Raw genomic sequence first — 19,643 nt, forward strand, 5'->3', positions numbered from 1 at the left:
ATATATCAGAAAACAATAAGCTCACTAAATATAGCAGTAAGCCTCCACCAAATAAATATAAAATAGGTTTGAGTCGGTTCACGGCTCTAAGTTAAGATATAAATAAGAAAATGAAAGGCTTTAAATGCCCTCCATTTTCATTATTAGTGTTTTAAATAAATATTAACCTGATCTTAATGTAGTTTCAAATATTTAAAGCTACATGGATTGGCTATACTTTATATATTAACATTATAGTATTCAATAAGTTGTTTTAAATCATCTTCGCGACTAATTTTGATATTTTTTTTGTTGTAGTATTTATAAAGCTCTTCTAAATCGGAATCTTTCAATTCATTTTTGAATTTTCTATTTGATTTTAGCTCAATTAATTTAGAGTCTCCAAAACGGATATATTTGGCATCCCTTTCTTTTTCATAGGATGGCATTACATCTTCAGAATAGCTATTGGTAGATTTTCTTCCTTCTCTGAATATAACATTTTCTCTTGTTAATATCTCCACCTCATCGAATTTCTTTACACTAAAAAAGATTTTCTTCCCTTCTAGTTCTCTTATTACATAGTTCTTTTTATTGATTTCGACTGATTCAACTTTGTCTAAATTAGAAACTACAAAAATATCTTTAGATTTCTGGACTTCAATTGCATTATTCAATAAGTCAAGACGAATAGGAACATTTTCCATGTTATTATTCTGAGTGAACGTTATATTTCCATTCTTAAATTCATCAAAAAGATAAATACTTCCTTCAATGTCAAGTTTTGGAGAATTGGTTTTTTTCGACAACAAATAGACTTCATATACATCTATATTACTGGAAGAATTCGTCATTGATTGTGCTCCAATATTGAAGCATTGTAATAAGGTAAAAGTTACTATTCCGGCTAATTTTAGTTTAATCATTTTTTATTATTTTATTATATTTAGAAAACTTTTTTCTACTCACTTTCAAGGTATAAATCCCTGCATCAAAACTTGAAATATCTAAGTTAAATTTTTCATCTGATAAAACTCCTTGCCTTAGAATCATTCTTCCAGTATGATCAAATAAATAAATTTGATCACCAATATTCAAGTTCTCTATAAATATAATTTGGTTTGCAGGATTTGGATAAATTAATACATCCTTTAATACTTCTTCATTATTAGAAAGGATTTGTAATTCTAATGGTTCCGAAATTCTAGATGAACAAGAACTATCAGATTTAAAATACTCGACATAATAAACGCCCGATAGCTCTGGAGTAGGAATTGTACGACTAGTATGCTCCTCTAATAGTTCTCCGTTTCTGTACCAAACATACTTATCACCTGCTAAACTAGAAACTAATCCTGAACTATTAGAGATAATAGTAATTGGACGCAATTCATTTTCTTGTAAGCTTATATTTTTGATGAACATTTCTTCCCCTGATTCTGAAATAATATTGAGTTCCAACCTATACTCATCTGCATTGCTATTAAATACAATTTCTGGTTCTTCAGGATTACTATTGTTAAACATATATCCTCCAACTATGTTCCAATCATATTCAATTATATCTTTCCCAGATGACTTATTAGAGACTTTTATTACTTTTTCAGTACAATAACTCGCGATTGAGAAATTAGCAAATAAAATATCCTCGCAATTCTCTTGACTAATATTAATTGTATTTAATAGGGTAGAATTCTGTCCTACGTTTACAACACTCTCGCTTGCAATTCCAATGTTTGTAATACCTATATAATCAAAACATAATTTGTCTCTAAAACCTAATGTAATGGTCGAAATATCTGAAGATCCAATTATACTAATTTCTCCCCCTGCTTCTGAAGAAACAGACCATGATTTATTTATATTAAAGTATGCTGAATCATTCATTATAACTGATGAATTAGGATTCAATTCAACAATTTCACTATTTAGAGCTTGATTAATAGTTAAGATCCCTCCGTTTACAATTTTAGTGGTATTGATTTCACTTGATACTCGAAGCTCATCATTTATATAAAGTGTATCGCTTAATTCTAATATACTATTATTAGTAACCATTTCAGAATTAAATATCTGCCATTTGTTAGCTTGAAAACTACTTTGTGCAAGATCTAGAACTGCTAAACCGGACAAGCTTATGAAAGAGTTTGTTATATTAACTACTGCATTATTTGTTACAGTTAAATTATTTAGAATCAATTCTTGATCCAATATATTTACTTCTGCTGAGTCAATAATCAAACTACCAAATGATAAATTATTGTCTATATCAAAGCTTCCTCTTTTGAATGTTACGATTAAATCATCTGTTCCTTCTATATCTAAATTATAAAATTCCTTTTCTTCAATATCGGTTTGTTCAAAAATCAAATTACCATTTCTAAATAAAAGCTTACTATTAGGTGAAACAATTTCACCTTCAACAGTCAAAGTATTTCCCAATAAATCAACAATAAAATTATCTCCATTTTGATTTATAATATTCTTGAGGTTTAAATCCTCTTTAAGATAAAATACTTTATTATTTTGAATTATTGAGTTGTTATCGAATACTAAAGTGTGTTTTGCTAAATCCGGAATATTTACTGCTTCCCCTCCTGATTGAGTAGCCCATTGTAAATCAGCTTGAAGAGTGTCAGCAGTACCAACATTATAAATATCCGCTGTCCCCAATGACATTTTATTGCCCGTTATTACTAGGGAATATTTTTGATTACCATTTTGTATAGTCCCACTATGAGAAACTTCTATAAAATATTTTCTATTCTCAGGTGAAAGCAGATTAATTTTTTCGACATTATCCCTATGGTTTCCTGCTGCAATGGCTTTATCAAAATTATTTTGGTTTAGCTCCCATGAATCATATTGCACTCCGGAATCATCATAAATCCTTAAGTCTAAGTCATTAATTAACATCTTATCAGTATTTCCAGGACTACCATTATTTCCGGGAGGGTCTATCCAAACCATAGTAGCGGTAATTGGGTTTACTCCATCCGAAAAAACCTCATAAATCTGCGTTTGATTACTATCTAAACTACCCTCTATCATTAGAGAATCTGAACTATTTTGACCAGCGATAATTTTTAATATATCTATGGTATTTAAGACACCCCAACCAAATTTAGCATCGGGACCAATACTATTACCTGTTTTTCTTGCCGTGTGTATGGCTAAAGCTTTTAATGCAGAGGAAGTCATAAAAGTATCCTTAATACTTTTATAATATTCTTGAGCCAAAATTAAAGACCCTGTCACATTTGGTGCTGCCATAGAAGTGCCGCTTAATGTAGTATAGGCACTATCATTTGCAGAGCCAACAGAAAAAAGCCCAACCCCATCACCTACGATATCTGGTTTAATTCTTCCATCTGCAGTGGGTCCCCAGCTACTAAAATTACTCATAACTGCAGAAGTCTGATCTTTATACTCTGAAAATCCTGTAATCGCACCAACAGCTATATTATTTTTTGCTGTTGCGTTAGGTCCTACTATCATATAAGGTCCGTCTGGCGACTTAGTCCCATCTCCAACATCTGATCTGTCATTTCCTGCAGACCAAACTGATGTATAATAAGGTGCATTATAAGCGATTTCATCTATAGCTCTGCTTTTCTGAGAATAATGTCCAAACCTTAGATCCGTATCACTATCTCCACCATACCACACCCACTTTTCATCTTCAGAATTATAACTCCAACCTAAAACAAACCCATATGAGTGGTTAGATATAAGAAGCCCTTCTGAAGCTTCTTTAGCAATAGAAGTGATATCAGCATCAAAAGTATAGGCTATACCATTTGAAAGAGGAGCCATTCCTTTAGCGTTAGAATTTACTCCTGTTGCCAGGATTGTACCACTAACATGCGATGCGTGGTTACTAAAAGTTGCACCTTCTTTATTTACCACTCTACCAGGCGTAAACTCTCTGTGAGACTGTTTAACCTGGCCACCATCCCAAACTCCTACTGTAATCCCCTCTCCAAATAAGGAAAGATTCATTCCATCTTCTGATTGAATATGGCTAACCCCTGTAGTTTCACGAGCCTGCTGATTATGTACGTGATAATAATAGGGTATGCCATTTTCAATATATTGCAAATGAGATTTCTCCCCATTTATTTCAATAATTTCTGAATATTTTTGCTTTTCTTCAATTGAAGTATTGCTTCTTATTTGTTTAATTCTTTGTTCATATTGTGCTGAAATAGATTTCAATCGTTCAGGATTAAATTCCTGAGCAAATGAGTATTCCGAAAATATCAGAAATGAAAAAACTAATAATATTTGACGCATTCCTATTTTTTAATGATTGATGTATTAAGAAACTTTCCCTCAGCTTTAATTATTAAATTGTATAAGCCCTTGTCTAAAGAGCTAATATCAATACTTAAAAGTTTTTCTGATGAAAAAAGTTCAGATTCAAGCATTAAGCGACCAGATATATCATAAATCAAAACACTGGCATTATATTCTTTATCTAATTCAACATATAAGTAATTATTAGCTGGATTCGGATAGACCAAGAAATTTATATTTTTTGAATCATTTGATAATACATTAGGACAAACATATTCTGATGAATTCAATTCTATAGGTTCAAGGCTTCCATTTAATGATATGGATGACTCCACAAAATCCTTATCATATTTTTTAGCTCTAAAAATTCTTCTGCTACTATTATTTATTGTTTCAGATGAAGCTCCTTGTTCCAAAATACCATTATTTGAAATTGGACTTAAATAATGCCATAAAACTTCAGCCTCTGGAGAAATCTCTACTAGTGATCCGCTTGGTCCAGAACAGATCAATATATTTCCATTAGGTAATAATTGTACTCCAGAAATAAAGCTACTAAAATTAAAACCTTCTATAGAGGTAGACTCATAAGATAAGTAAGGGGTTGAATAATCAAACTGATTATTGCTAATGTCATAATTATACCCGTTTACAGGGAAATTAATAAATTCAATGGCTGAGACTGAAGGCTCTTTCTCATAACCATTATTAAAAACTAAAATATTATTTGTTACGTCATTTGAATTGATCCATTGAGCGTTATGCTGTCCATAAAGGATTCTATCTCCATTAGCTGAATAGACTTGAGGATTACCATAACGATAAAGCAATCTTCCTCCCTTTCCGCTTAATCCACCTTCAGCGGTAGCGGCCTCCTCAGTAGTAGTAGAGTGATCAATAACCCATAATTCACTGAAAAAACGAGAGCCAACTAATATTTGATCCAGCTCTTCATTATAATCTATTGAATTAATATGAATCCACGAATTAATTATCCTATTGGGTATATAGTTTAAATCAACTCTATCAATATTTTCACTTATGGCACCATAATTAGGTTTATTGGGGTCAAACTCTTGGACTAAATGGTCCCAAAGGTACCATTCCCAAACAATTTCTGCTGAATCGGATCCGATAGGTCTAACTTCAACTAGTTTTTCACTCCAAATTTGACCATTATCCGGTACTAAATCCGGATTACGACCATATGCAACTGCTTCGGCACTATCTTTTCTGTCCCAAGCTACAAATAGAAAATTTCCGTTTGGTAGATAAACAACATCATGATGTTGTCGGTAAGTAGGTGATATATAGTCATATTCCCAAAGGATATTACTCTCATCATCTAGCACTTCAATGCGGCCACCTGCGCCACCATTAATAAAATATTCGCTATTTAATCGAGTAGCTCTAAGTAAATTTCCATTGGGTAATAATTCAACTGTATTGCCATAGTAGTAGTCACTGGTCCACTTATGTACTTGTTCTCCACAATTATTTATTAAATAAGTATCAGTTGTTTCGTGAGAGGTTAATAAAGTGTAGCCATCGTAAACTTGATCGCTATCGATGTTAAGTACACCTAATGTTCTATCCTGAGAAAGGATATTAAAATAACTAAATACAGTAATGGATAAAAAGAAAAGAAATTTGAAATTCATTTTAATTTAATTAAAAAAAATAGAGGCGAAATAACGCCTCTATTTTTTAAATTGATTAGGAAATATTATTGTTTAGGCAAATACACATCCTCAACAAAATAGTCAGGATTGTAGGTAGCATCTGCTCTTGTAAAAGATAGACTTCCATCCTCAGGATTATAACTTCCTGAACCGATCCATGCAATATTATATGCTGACTCTACTGGAACGCCTTGTAATTCTAATTGATTACAAGTATCCGTGAAATATCCAGGGACATCTCCATAAGCTGGATTGTAAAATCTAAAGTTCATATTAGAAAGAACATAAACACCATCCTCATTTCGAGTCAACTCCACTTCAGTACCAGATTCAGATTCGATATATGTACCCAAAGGTATATCAGAAATACAGCTGTAGCCTAAAGTAATCTCAATTGAGGTATTCTTTGCCGCTACACCTTCAGTTGCCGCACCTGATATTGTAATTACCAATGATCTCAAATCATCTGAAGATTCAAAACCATCTAATAAAATATCAAAAGCAATTGGAGCAGAGTATTCACCTGCTGGTATTGATACATTTTCAGTAATTAACTGATAATGTACCCCTTCTACTGCAGTAGAAGCTTCAGTATCAACTGCAACATTTAAATCAATAGCACTGCTACTAGCGCTTCCTAAAAGCGTAACTTCAACTGATTCTCTTTCAACTTGACCCGCTTGAGTAAACAAAGGTCTAAAAGTCACTTCACTCTCAGTAAAATGAGCCTTTGTGTCAAAATCTACATTAAGCACATCACGTTCCTCAGTACATCCTAAGGAAAAGACCATTAATGTAATAAAAATATAAATTAATTTTTTCATCTTCTTTAAATTTTAATTGTTAGATGGATTCGGTTGCATGTTCTCATTTGCATTTAACTCCGTCTGTGGAATAGGCATTTGCCATAAAGGACTATTCGCTGGTAAAGTTAATGCATTTGAAGGTGGAACTACACCGCCACCGTCAGCTTCATCTCCTGCTGCTGTTCTTTCGATAGGAAGATTTTTTCTTTTTAAGTCAAAAAATCTATGCCCTTCAAAAGCTAATTCCAATCTTCTTTCTAAAGCAATCGCTTCATCAAGAGCATTACCTGCCTCACCACCTGAAACAAAACCATCATATCTTTCAGATCTAACTACATCTAAAGCTGTTAAAGCAGCTCCATCCTGATCTAAATTTGCATGTGCCTCTGCTTTAGTAAGGAAAACCTCACCCATTCTCAAAATCTTCGCATCCACAATCGCCTGATTACTTCCTGGCCTTTCCAAATACTTGATGATGTGGTTATAAGTATTACCTGCGAAGGGTCCTTGGTCGAACCAAGTAGACCTGATATCATCAGCTCCAAATTCCTGGAAAAATCCAAAATCAGGTACATATTCGTCTCTTACTCCATCAGGACCAGCCTGATTGTAAACAACACCTATTCTCACTTGATCTAAATTGGTATTTATTGCTTTAAACAATACACCAGCTTCGGTTAAATCATCCCATACATCTGGAAATTCATCAAAAGTTGCTACTGAAGTAGCTGCAGCAGAAATTGCGTTATCAGCTGAACTGATAGCGTCTTGATCTTGACCAGTATAAAGGTAGAACCTTGCCATTAAACCATGTACAGCAGCTTTATTTAAAAACCCTGTTCCATTTTCAGCATTGATTAAACCTAACGCTCTAGTGAAATCAGCTTCAATTAAGTCGAAGTATTCCGCTACACCAATTCTGGCTGGTTTAGCTCCGGCATTTGTTTCTGTTACATATACCATTCCTAAATCACCACCACCAGCTAATTGGGGAGGTGTACTGTAAACTCTACCAAGATCAAAGTGAGCCATTGATCTAATTGCTAAAGCTTGTCCAAGAATATTATTCTTAAACTCACCATCTTCCAAATTATCTATATTTTCAATAATATAGTTTGTTCTTAAGATAGTTGAGTAGGCAGCATTAAAAAAACCTAACCAAGCTAACTCTCCATTTTGCTGAAATAAATAATATCCAGAGTATGAAGTTCTACCTTCTGAGCTAAGTATTAAATTGTCAGAAATAACATCGGGAAGTAAATAAAATTCCCCACCGTAATAATTACCATCTAACAATGATCGGTATACACCACGCATTGCCTGATTAAAGTCGCTATTTGTATTAAAAGCTGTAGATGTATCTAAAGCATCAAATGGTTCTAAATTCAATTCCTCATCACATGCTGTGAAAGTGAAAGCTGAAAATAAACCTATTATATAAATTATCTTTCTCATTTTATTTTTATTTAAAAGGTAATATTTAAACCTGCAGTTGCACCTCTTGTATTTGGGAAAGTGTATAAAGTTACTTCACCTAATTGAGTTAAACCACTTTCTGCAGAACCTCTACCAACTTCTGGATCACCGTCAAAGAAAGGATTAAATGTCCATAAGTTAGTTCCTTGAACAAATACCTGAATCCCTTGAAGTTTAATTTTATCCAAAATAGATTTTGGTAAGCTGTAACTCAAGTTAACATTTCTTAATCTGATAAAATCTGCTCTTTGCAAATATCTGTCAGATGTGAAAGTTGGTACATCTACACCTGGTCTTGGAAGTACATCAACATCACCTGGTTCTTTCCAGTAATTGAAAGCGTCAACTCTCTGATTGCTTCTTGCAGCATTATTACCGTTAGCTAATTGCTGACTATTGTAAGCTATGTTATATACATAGTTTCCTCCTTGATAATAGAAGTTTACATTTAAAGCAAGTCCTTTGTATGAAGTATTGAAGCCAAAATTACCAAAGTAAGTTGGTAAAGGAGTCTTTCCATCTAATGCCACTGCATCATCACCACTCCAGCTATTAGTTATTTCACCATCTTTATTGTAGAATAACTCTTCACCATTAGCAGGATTAACTCCAGCATATCTAACCAAATAGAATGTATTTACTTTTGATCCCTCGCTCAATAATGTAAAGGCATCAACTATATCCTCTCCTCCGTTATCAAGATTTAATACTTCGTTATCATTGGTAGCAACTGATCCTAATAATGTGAAATTAAAATCTCTTGATCTAACAATATCATAAGCTAATTCAACCTCAATACCAGTGTTTACAATCTCACCAATGTTTTCTAACCTAGAAGTCCATCCAGTAGTTCTTGACACCGGTCTGTTAAATAATAGATCACGAGTGTTTCTTGTATAATAATCAACTGAACCAGAGAATCTGTTATTAAATACACCAAAATCTACACCAACACTGTAATTAAAGTTCTCTTCCCATTTCAAATCTTTATTTTCTAATTGGGTTGGTACTCTTGTTACAGTATTATTATAGCTTCCAAAGCCATAGAATCCTCTTGAAGCATACAATTCGTTTGGAACGTTACCTGAAGTACCTACAGAACCTCTTATTTTAAATTGGCTCAGAAAATCAAAATCCAAAAATGACTCATCGTGAATATTCCATCCTGCACTTGTAGCCCAGAAAATACCATATTTCTGATCGGCACCAAATCTTGAAGAACCGTCTCTTCTAATACTACCCGTTGCAAAATACTTTTCATTTAAGTTATATGAAACCTGACCAAATTGAGACCATAAGGCCCATTGGTCTCTAGTAGTATTTCCAGCGGTTACTTCTGATGCATTATCATGAGTGGTAAAATTTTCAGAAGGAAAACCTTTACTACTAATTCTGCTTGTTCTGATGTCAGCAGTAATTAATTCAGTACCACCTAAAACATCTATAATATGGCCTTCAACAGGAGAGAAATTATAGTTAACAGTATTAGTCCAGTTAAATTGATTTCTAACATCATTGTTATCAGTCTTAATACCAGGAGCAGCAGGGTCACCTACATATCCATCAAGGATAGATCCCGGCATTATATAATATTCTCTATTTCTCAATCTATAATTGATACCTGCAACTGATTTAATTCTTAAGCCTTCAATAGGATCTGCAGACAAATAAACATTTCCGATAGCATTAGTATATTTCTCTTCTTCAGGGTTTTTTCTTAATGCTTCTCCTATACTAAAACCTTGTCTCGTTGGATTGTATATTGGATCACCATTTTCATCTAACTCTTTGTTTCCTTCTTCATCTAAGATAAATTCAGGCTCATAAGGGTTATAATCATAAATTGCCCTAAATGGGTTTTGTACGTTATTTCTATCTCTAGTTTGATTATTAGTAGAGTTAGTAACCGTTAAATTATTACCAAAAGAAAGGAAATCCGTTAACTTAAATTCAGTGTTCGCTCTACCTGTAATTCTACTAAATTTTGATCCTACTGAAATACCCTCTTCATCATAAGTACCGAATGAAAAGAAGTATTTACTTTTTTCTCCATTACCAGAGAAAGATAAATCATGTGATTGAACTGAACCTCTTCTAAGTAAAACATCAAACCAATCCGTATCAGGAGCAGCTAAAGAGTTTCTTAATTCCTCAGCACTTGCTTCGTCTCTCAATCCAACTTCTACTTCATAACGAAGCTTCTCTTCTTTGTTCATCATTTCAAAGTTGTTAGGAATCATTTCCTTAGCACCCATTTGGTATTTATAAGTTACTTGAGGTTTCTTTGTTCTAGAACCATCTTTAGTTGTAACTAAAACCACACCATTAGATGCTCTAGCTCCGTATATTGAAGTTGCAGCAGCATCTTTCAAGATAGAAATATCCTGAATATCGTTAGGGTTAATAGCATTATACTGAACAGAAGTTAGTTGGATACCATCAATAATGAACAAAGGCTCATTTGATGCATTTACTGATCCAACACCTCTTACTCTTATATAAGCATTTGCACCTGGAGCACCATTTTGGTTAATAACCTGAACTCCCGGGCTTTTACCCTGCAATAGGTTATCTATACCTGCAATTGGAATTGACTGTAAGTCTTCACCACTAACAGTAGAGATTGATGAAGTAAGATCCGCTCTTTTTACAGATCCATAACCTGTAACAATAACTTCACTTAGTTGCTCAACATCAGTTTCCATTTGAACATCAATAACTGATCTTGCTCCAATGTTAACTTCCACTTTTTCCATTCCGATAAATGTAAATACCAATGTACCTCCATCAGAAGGGACAGATATTTTATAATTACCATCCAAATCCGTGGTAATACCGGTACCAGTACCTTTTAATAAAACATTCACACCCGGTAAGGCTTCGCCAGTCTCTGCGTCAGTGACTGTACCGCTTACGGTGCGATCCTGTGCCCATGCATATAGCACAAACACCAACATAAAACATGTTAGTAGAATCTTCTTCATACTTAATTTAATTTAGGTTTACAATAATTAAAGATTAAATATACATAACATTCAATTATAATACCTAAACAAATATAAATTTTTATAGAAAAAAAAAATTCAAAACAAAAGTTACTAAAACTTATGTTTTATATTCTTATGTATATTAAAAGGCCCTTATACGAATTTATTAGTCGGTATTTAGTACAATTACAAAAAGTATTATTTGAATTATTCTAATATTTACTATAACTAATAAATTGCTGGAATGTATTTTAATAAACCTGTATAATTGTACAACAATTAGCAAACAATTCATTTTCATAATAAATAATTAACAATTAACTCATATTGTATGCGGAAATTATTAAGACACAATATGCCTGCGTACTAAATAATATTTAATTTTTATCTTCTAGAGGATAGCGGAGTGAAAATAAAAACAGAAAGGTTGAAGAATTAAACTTCGAAAAATGAATAAATGCTTTTAATTACTGAAATTTTGGGACTTCATTAAAGTGATTAAGCTCTCAAAAAAAGAATTCTGAACTAAGAAAAAAACCTTTACTTATTAAATCCCTTAAAGGATATTAAAATCCCACTTTTAGGTTTAAAACTATCATCTTTGGTATTCAGTTGCACCACACCATAAAATGCAAGTTCTCCAAAAAACTGAAGATTATCCTGTGAAGAATAGCTAACATCAATACTTTTTAAATTTTCAATTTCAATACTTAATATTGTCTCAATATCTGGAACAATAAATCCATCAATTAAATACAAGGGCTCGCTTTTGTAATAACTACTTGAATATTTATTTAAAAGATATAATCTCGTATCGTTTTTCTTAGTCTTAATTTTTTTATATCGTAGTAATTCTGATATGAACTCTGCGGTACTGCCTAATGTGAAATAATCAGATGCATCAATTGATTCATCAAATATCAAATCATTACTTGATTTATCAGGACTCTGTTTACCCTTTAAATTATTAGCATGCTGTTTCACTAACTCTTTAAAGGAAGTCGAATCTATATTTTTAAGTTCTTTAGAATAATATGGTAAAGGTGTTGACTCATTTAAATGTAAGAGATCAAGGTAATCATTATTAATAATCTCTATTGATATTTTTGAATGAACTCCATCAAGTTGATCAATGTAGACTTCATTGGCTCCATATATAATAGGATTAAATTCAAAAACCCCATTATCATCAGTTTCACTAATTCGAAACAGATTATCCTCACCATTGCACTGTAAAAAAATAGAGATGTTCTTTTGAGGTTTGCCCTCCTTATTTATGATACCTCTTATATTATTTTCAAAACTGAAGTTATCAGTTTTATTTACAGTGCTTATTTTATGATTTAACTCTTTAGAATTCTTAGTGTTGCTCTGGCTGAAATTTCCTAAATTAATTACGGTTATAGCTTCACTGGAAACAACTTCATTTTTAGCCAAATTAAATGAATTCAACAAATAATCACCACTTACTAGATGGGATGATAATTTAATTTCATTTTGATATGGAATTTCACCTATTTTATATATTTCAGTCTGTATTTTGTTATTTTTAGCATCTAAAATTTCAAGATAAATATTTGAATTAATCTCTGTATTTCTACCTTCAATCTTAAAGTCAACAGTACTTCCTGCAATATATACATCCTGCTTAGATATTAGAATTAGCTTTAAATCTTTACATATAGCCTGTAGATTTAAAGTTAAAAAAACTAAAAGGATCAATGTCTTTGATATTCTCATGACTATATATTTTTAATTCCCACTCCAATTAGGAGGGATGATTGTATCTGCACGAATTATATCTCGGCAGTCACCAACAAAACTTCTATAATTAGGGGTAGCAATAAAAAACTCTCTCCTATCAATTTTTATAGATTTAGTATCTTGATCTGATGCAAAAAAATACCCTAGTACTTTTTCATTTGGATTATCGACATTGACTAGATTTCCATTGATTTCAAACGGAGGTGGATCAAACAAACTATTTCCACTGCTTTTCTGTATTTTTAATAAATTCAAATATTCATGTGCCTCTTGGGTAAGGCTTAACTGTTGAAGATTAATAAGAAATTCTGTAGGCATATCTACTTTTAAAGTGGTAATTAACACCTCCTTTATACTTTGTTGAATATCAATATTTCTTTCTACAATATTCAATTCTTTTCCAGTTACCTCTACATAACAGCGCGTGCAACATGTAAAAGTATCAGGTTCGCTGGGTAAAAAAGAGATTACCTGATATGCCCCACTCCATTTCCATTGTACTAAACTCTCCACATCAGTCCTAGCATCTACATAAACATCTATAGTTTTATCCACTGATTTATAATTATAATATATTGAATCAATTTTAGGAGCCTCAACGATCCTCTCCTTTTGAGAACGATAGGTTTGATCATTCCAAATGATTTCCAAAAAGTATTCCCCACCAACTACAACCTCAAAACTTTCATCATCCAATTCATAATGATCAGTATTAAATTTAAGTTGTGATCTTTTACCGCTAAGAACATCATTAACATATACAGAAGCATCTGAAACCATTCTGGGTGCAGTAAAATCATTGGGGTCAGAAACATATTTGGTAGATGTAAATAACTTAACCTCACCATTATTAACGCCAGTAATCAGCTGGCCATCTACGACCAAAAGAGGGTCAGAATTATTAGTTTCAAAAAATATGGGATCGATACAAGCACTCACACATGAAAATAGAATAATCAAAAAAGCTATGCCTTTCAAATTTCTATTTAGAGAAGAAAGTTTACTGAAATTATTCATCATTTTTTTGTCCCCTTTATTTGAGTGTGAAATTATAACTTACTGAAGGAAACACACCTCCAAGAACAGATAGTTTATAAGCCTGCGGTAACCTACCATTCCCAACAGTTCCGTAAAAAATCGTAAATGGATTTTTCCTGCCATAAACGTTATAAAGGCTAAAATTCCACTCGCCTTTAATTTTACTTGTCTTTTTAAGATTAGATTTTAAAGTCATCGATAAATCCAGCCTGTGATAATTTGGAATTCGACCATCGTTTCTCTTAGAAAAATTGGCATAAACATTACCTTGATATTCAAAAATAGATTCTGGAATAGTGAAAGGACGACCAGATCTGAATTGAAAATTAGAAGATACACTGACCCTTTTAGAAACTTTGTAATTAACCACAGCATTGAAATTATGAGGGGAATCGAAATTTGCTGGAAATATCTCTCCTGCAATCGACTCATTAACATTACTCAAAATCCTTCTTAATGTTCTACTGTATGTATAGCTTAACCAACCATTAAACCTTCCTGATTTTTCCAATTTAAACTCAGAGCCATATGAATATCCTTCGGCAAGTAATAAATCTCTTTCCAAATTTTCATTGATAAACACCTGACTTCCGGCACTATATTCTAATAAATTAGATTGCCATTTATAAAAGGGCTCAACCTGAAAACTAAATTTTTCTTGATTTAAGAAATATCCCAAACTCACTTGATTAGTAACTCTTGGTTTTATATAAGAATCGCTCAATTTCCAATATGAAACTGGTGATATTGCAACCGAATTAGAGATGAGATTTATATATTGGTTTGTTAAATTATAACCAAACTTAATACTGCTGCTTTTATTAATAGAATAACTTAGACTTACTCTAGGTTCAAGACCAGAGTAGGTATTATAGGCAGAATTCCCAGAGATAATAGTTGAATCATTAATATTTTTATAAGGAAGTTCATTTTCCTGATAATTATAAATTGTAGCTGGTCCAATATTTAAGAAATAATTATAACGAAGCCCAAGACTATAATTAAGCCTTTCAAACAACTTACCTCCATAGTCAATAAAGGCACTATTATGAAGAGCTCTTTCTCTGCCTGCAAAAGATTTGTTAAAAGCACCTGGTGTATTGGGAACTAATTCACCCAAATTCAAACGGTATAAAATGGATTGAACACCAACTTCCAAATAGCTGGAATTTGAAATATCATAAATTACTTCCGCACTTAAATCAGTATGTTCAATATATGATTCATAATCAAAGCCAATTCTACTGTCATCATTCCTTATTCCATTGCTATACTTAGAATAGGAAGATTTTAAAAGAAAAGACAGCTTATTCAGGCTAAAATTTCTATAAATGAGGGATGCTCCTGTGTTCTTTACATTAGAGGTTGTGTCTTCCAAAAACTGATAGGTATCACCACTCAATAACCCACTAAATGATAAAGAAGAATTTTCTAATTTAGCATCCAATTTGATATTTAAATCATAAAAGCCTGCCTCTTTATTTTCTATTTCCGGATTATTGACAAATGTTTTAATCAATGAAGTATAAGCTCTTCTAAAATTTACCCTAGCCGCTAATTTATCTTTAATTAAAGGTCCATCTAAAGAAACTTTTGTGGAAATCAAGCCAAGAGAACCGCTTAAAGATTTTTCTGAAAATGATCCTTTCCTTCCTTCTACATCCAACACTGAGGAAGATCTACCGCCATATCTAGCAGAAAAACCTCCTTTATGTAAGTCAAATGACTCGATTGATTCAGAATTAAAAATTGAAAAGAACCCAAATAAATGAGAAGAATTAAAAATTGGAATCCTATCGAAAAGAATAAGATTTTCATCTACATTTCCACCTCTCACATTAAAACCACTTGATCCTTCACCTACAGTATTTACCCCTGGTAAAGAAATAATACTTCTTACTACATCTACTTCTCCCAAAAATGTGGGTAATTCTTTAATTTGCCTAATTGATATTTTCTCTAGTCCGCCCTGTGGCCTGTCAACCTTTTCTTGCGCATTATTACCCGTAACCACTACCTCATCAAAAGTAATTACGTCTGAATTAAGATATATTGTAAGAACAGTATCTGTATTTAAATTCAAATTTAAATTTTCTGATGTGTAGCCATAACTATTTATAAGTAAATTATTTTCCCCTAAAAATCCTTCAATTTTAAATTCTCCATCCAAACCAGAGATTGTACCATCACTATAGGATATATTTTTTATTGTAACACCCTGTATAGGCTGATCATCAGAGGATTGCAATATCTTACCTGAAATAATAACTTTCTTCTTTCCCTCTTCAACAGAGCTAATTTTACCGGATCGATTTCTAAGTAATTTGAACTCAGTATTGGTGTAGTTAGCGTGGACTAAATCTAATATATCTCTGCTATAAAGACTCGTTTCAAATAAATACACCTTCTCATTAAGCTCCATGAAAAAATAGCCCGTTCCATCAATTATGGATCTAAGAACCTGACCAGCTGTGGCATTTTTAAAAGTGCGACTTAATTCTAATTGATTAATCGGAATTTCTCTATTGACGATATCAATATTAAAATGCTTTTCGATATCGAAAATAACCTCAGATAACGGCTTATTATTATATGACTTAGAAAATGTGCTGTCTATTTGAGACAAACTGTTGAATATCAGGAAAATATTAAAAATCCCTGTAATAAGAGTTTTCTTCATCTATTAATTTGGTCGATAGTTGTTGAGTCTTAAAAATAAGGTTTAAGTAAATAAAAAAGGTGTTATTTAATTAAAAATCACTCATTTCTTTTATAAACGGTCTGGTCCTCCCCCTTATAATTTGTAACCACTATTTTTTCAATTTCCTCATTTAATATCACAGCATTACTTGAAGATGAAAGATAGCTACTTCCGTGATAAACCTCTTGTCTTCTAATTTTCCCACTTTTGAGATAAATTTGTAGCAACTTTGCATCTTTAGGAATTTGTTTTGTGCCTGGTATTTTTTTAGAGTGAATTAATAAACTATCAGAATTTTGAGTACTGATTACTAACAACTTATCCTCAAAAGGTAGAGAGGCTATTGCTTTTCCATCACCAGGTACATAAAATCCCGAAGCAGTATGATTCAAAAATTTAAATTGATTTTCACCTTTATTGATTAAAACAAAACCATTAAGAGCATCATAGGGGCCAGTAGTTACTTCGGTCGAAAAAGAGTTCCCGACCCCAATTATATCTAAAAGCCCATCGTCATTAACGTCTATAGCATCCATTCCGAAAATCGGTGCAATTTGAACCCTTACTGGCAACTCATTAATTATAAAATCACCATTTCCTTGATTGATCAGGTGCAAACTAGCAAAATCATTTACTTTAAGCTTATAAGTGCCTTTGCGTTCTTCTTCTGTCAGAACTTCTTCAAATGATGATTCTGCAAATTTCTGGTATCTCGGAAATCTTGGTCTCAAAAATGACATTTGGTCAATTAACATGTCTCGACTTGCAACGGTATGTTCCACACCATCATTATAATACGTTAGTATAGGATCTATTTTGTCATTTTTATCATAATCCTTGGTATAAAGACTTAATGGCGTTTCAGTAGAAGCATTATGAGGATTATTTAACCCTAGATTTCCAAATATGTAATCTACATCTCCATCATTATCAAAATCACCTGCCGCAATGCTGTTCCACCATCCGTTCCTATTTTCTAAATTATTTATCTTCAACTTAGAAAAAGTATCTCCATTGTTCTTAAAAAAAGCAATATCAGTCCATTCTCCAACCATGATAATATCCATCATGCCGTCATTATCAAAATCGGTAAATAATGCATCGGTTATCATACCATACTGTTTTAATTCAGGCAAAACACTACTGGTAACATCCTCAAATTTTCCTGAATTATTACGATATATGTAGCTATTGGTAGGTAAAGGAAACTTACCTGGAAAAACACGGCCAGTCATCAGAAGATCAAGATCTCCATCATTATCAATATCAGCAGCTGCTACCTTAGAACTACTGATTGGATTCTGAGGAATAAGGTCATTTCTTTTAATGAATTTGCCAGAACCATCATTTAAAAAGAATTGATCATAATAATATTGACTGGGTTTGGGAACATCATTCCCACCACTTGAAATATAAAGATCTAAGAAACCGTCATTATTAGCATCAAATAATAATGGAGTCATTTCTTCCATGTAATATAAAGTTGTATCTATGATTTCACCACTAAATTCACCATTAGCATTAGCAGTAAACAAATAACCGTTTTCTCCCGATGAACCAGCAACATAAAAGTCTTCAAACCCATCATTATTAACATCACCAACTGCAATTCCTGGTCCATTTTTAGAATACCTATGTGGCATTAATGGTTCTCTTTTAAAATCGGGTAAATCATAATCTTTGGTTAAATGTTTTACTCCTGTAGAGTAATCTCTTTCAAATAAAGGTTTAAGAGATTCTCCATCAGCTTCATTTATTTTCTCTTTCTTAGAGCCTGAATAAGATATCTTAAGTAAAGAGTTAGGTGCTACATTTTTTATGATTGCCTCCTCCTTACTATTCCATTTAACTTTAATGGAATCCACAGAACTGACGTTTCCTAAACCAAAATTTAAAATAGGGGAAACTGAAGATTGAAATCCTCTCTGTTGATAGAAGGATTGCATTTGAATTGAATCTTGATGATACACAAAAATCTGCGCACCAGATAAACTAGCTTGATTACCTTCTAATTTTACTTTTAAATAATTATGATTGGTCAATTTTGCTCCATTATTTTTAAAAACAAATGCTTCATCATCAATATTATTCACAACAATATCTAAAAAACCATCATTGTTCAAGTCAGCATAAGCAGCTCCATTAGAAAGAGATGGAATTTCTAATCCCCAATCATTAGTGTTATTGTTAAAGGCTAGATTCCCTTTGTTATGGAACATGAAATTAGAAATCTTAGCACTTTCCATTTCATGTAGTACTTTTAATATATTACTTTTTGATTCATCCCCATATTTTCTTTCCTGTATGGCTTTGTATAAGATAAAATCTCTATCCGTCATATCTCTTTTGAAGCCGTTTGTGATATAAATATCTTTCTTTCCATCATTATCAAAATCAGCAAACAACCCAGACCAGCTCCAATCAGTGGAATGAATTCCTGCCAATTGACCTATTTCGCTAAAATATCCTTTTCCATTATTCAATTGAAGGGTGTTACGCATGAATTGTTTCTGAAAGCCAAGTTGAAGAGTGGCATTGTAAAGATCCAAGCCTACAGGACCTACCAATTTTTTTCTTCTATAATTATCTGGGGGAAGCATATCCAATACTAATAAATCTGGAAGACCATCATTATTAAAATCAGCTGCATCATTACCCATAGCGAAATTACTAAAGTGTTTAAAATACTGGCTAGAGGATTCTGTGAAAGTACTATCACCATTATTTATATATAAATAATCATCATAATAATAATCATTAGAAACATATATATCGCTTAAACCATCTTCATTTATATCAATTATAGCAACCCCAAGACCATACCCTTCTTTTATAATATTTGCTGATTTTGTAATTTCGGTAAATTTACCTCCAGTATTAAGAAATAATCTATCATTGCTAATTCCAGTAC

10 protein-coding genes are annotated in these 19,643 nt (G+C 32.4%); all 10 read right to left on the reverse strand.

Going from position 1 to position 19,643, the window contains the following annotated elements; all coding sequences use genetic code 11:
* Window positions 1-218: 218 nt before the first annotated feature.
* A complete protein-coding gene (locus Q0L29_RS08690) occupies window positions 219-905 on the reverse strand; it encodes a hypothetical protein (protein ID WP_296620871.1) in 687 nt (228 codons plus the stop codon).
* Window positions 898-4,275, reverse strand: coding sequence for a S8 family serine peptidase (locus Q0L29_RS08695; protein WP_296620873.1), 3,378 nt, complete (start codon window positions 4,273-4,275; stop codon window positions 898-900). Before Q0L29_RS08695 ends, Q0L29_RS08690 begins: the two co-directional genes overlap by 8 nt.
* 2 nt (window positions 4,276-4,277) lie before the next feature.
* A complete protein-coding gene (locus Q0L29_RS08700) occupies window positions 4,278-5,939 on the reverse strand; it encodes an aryl-sulfate sulfotransferase (RefSeq protein WP_296620874.1) in 1,662 nt (553 codons plus the stop codon).
* Between the two features lie 65 nt (window positions 5,940-6,004).
* On the reverse strand, window positions 6,005-6,784 hold the full coding sequence (locus Q0L29_RS08705) for a hypothetical protein (protein WP_296620875.1): 780 nt from the start codon (window positions 6,782-6,784) through the stop codon (window positions 6,005-6,007).
* 12 nt (window positions 6,785-6,796) lie between these two features.
* Entirely contained in the window at window positions 6,797-8,221 is a 1,425-nt protein-coding gene (locus Q0L29_RS08710; RefSeq protein ID WP_296620876.1) for a RagB/SusD family nutrient uptake outer membrane protein, read from the reverse strand.
* A gap of 11 nt (window positions 8,222-8,232) precedes the next feature.
* Entirely contained in the window at window positions 8,233-11,226 is a 2,994-nt protein-coding gene (locus tag Q0L29_RS08715) for a TonB-dependent receptor (protein WP_296620878.1), read from the reverse strand.
* A gap of 543 nt (window positions 11,227-11,769) precedes the next feature.
* Complete coding sequence (locus tag Q0L29_RS08720) at window positions 11,770-12,969, reverse strand: hypothetical protein (RefSeq protein ID WP_296620880.1); 1,200 nt, start codon at window positions 12,967-12,969, stop codon at window positions 11,770-11,772.
* Window positions 12,970-12,981: 12 nt separating this feature from the next.
* Complete coding sequence (locus tag Q0L29_RS08725; protein ID WP_296620882.1) at window positions 12,982-14,013, reverse strand: DUF4249 domain-containing protein; 1,032 nt, start codon at window positions 14,011-14,013, stop codon at window positions 12,982-12,984.
* 13 nt (window positions 14,014-14,026) lie between these two features.
* Window positions 14,027-16,711, reverse strand: coding sequence for a carboxypeptidase-like regulatory domain-containing protein (locus tag Q0L29_RS08730; RefSeq protein ID WP_296620884.1), 2,685 nt, complete (start codon window positions 16,709-16,711; stop codon window positions 14,027-14,029).
* Between the two features lie 77 nt (window positions 16,712-16,788).
* Window positions 16,789-19,643, reverse strand: a 2,855-nt coding sequence (locus Q0L29_RS08735) for a VCBS repeat-containing protein (protein WP_296620886.1), incomplete at its 5' end; no start/stop codon positions are given.

It is taken from the genome of Marivirga sp. (assembly GCF_024636815.1).
In the GTDB taxonomy this organism is placed as follows: domain Bacteria; phylum Bacteroidota; class Bacteroidia; order Cytophagales; family Cyclobacteriaceae; genus Marivirga.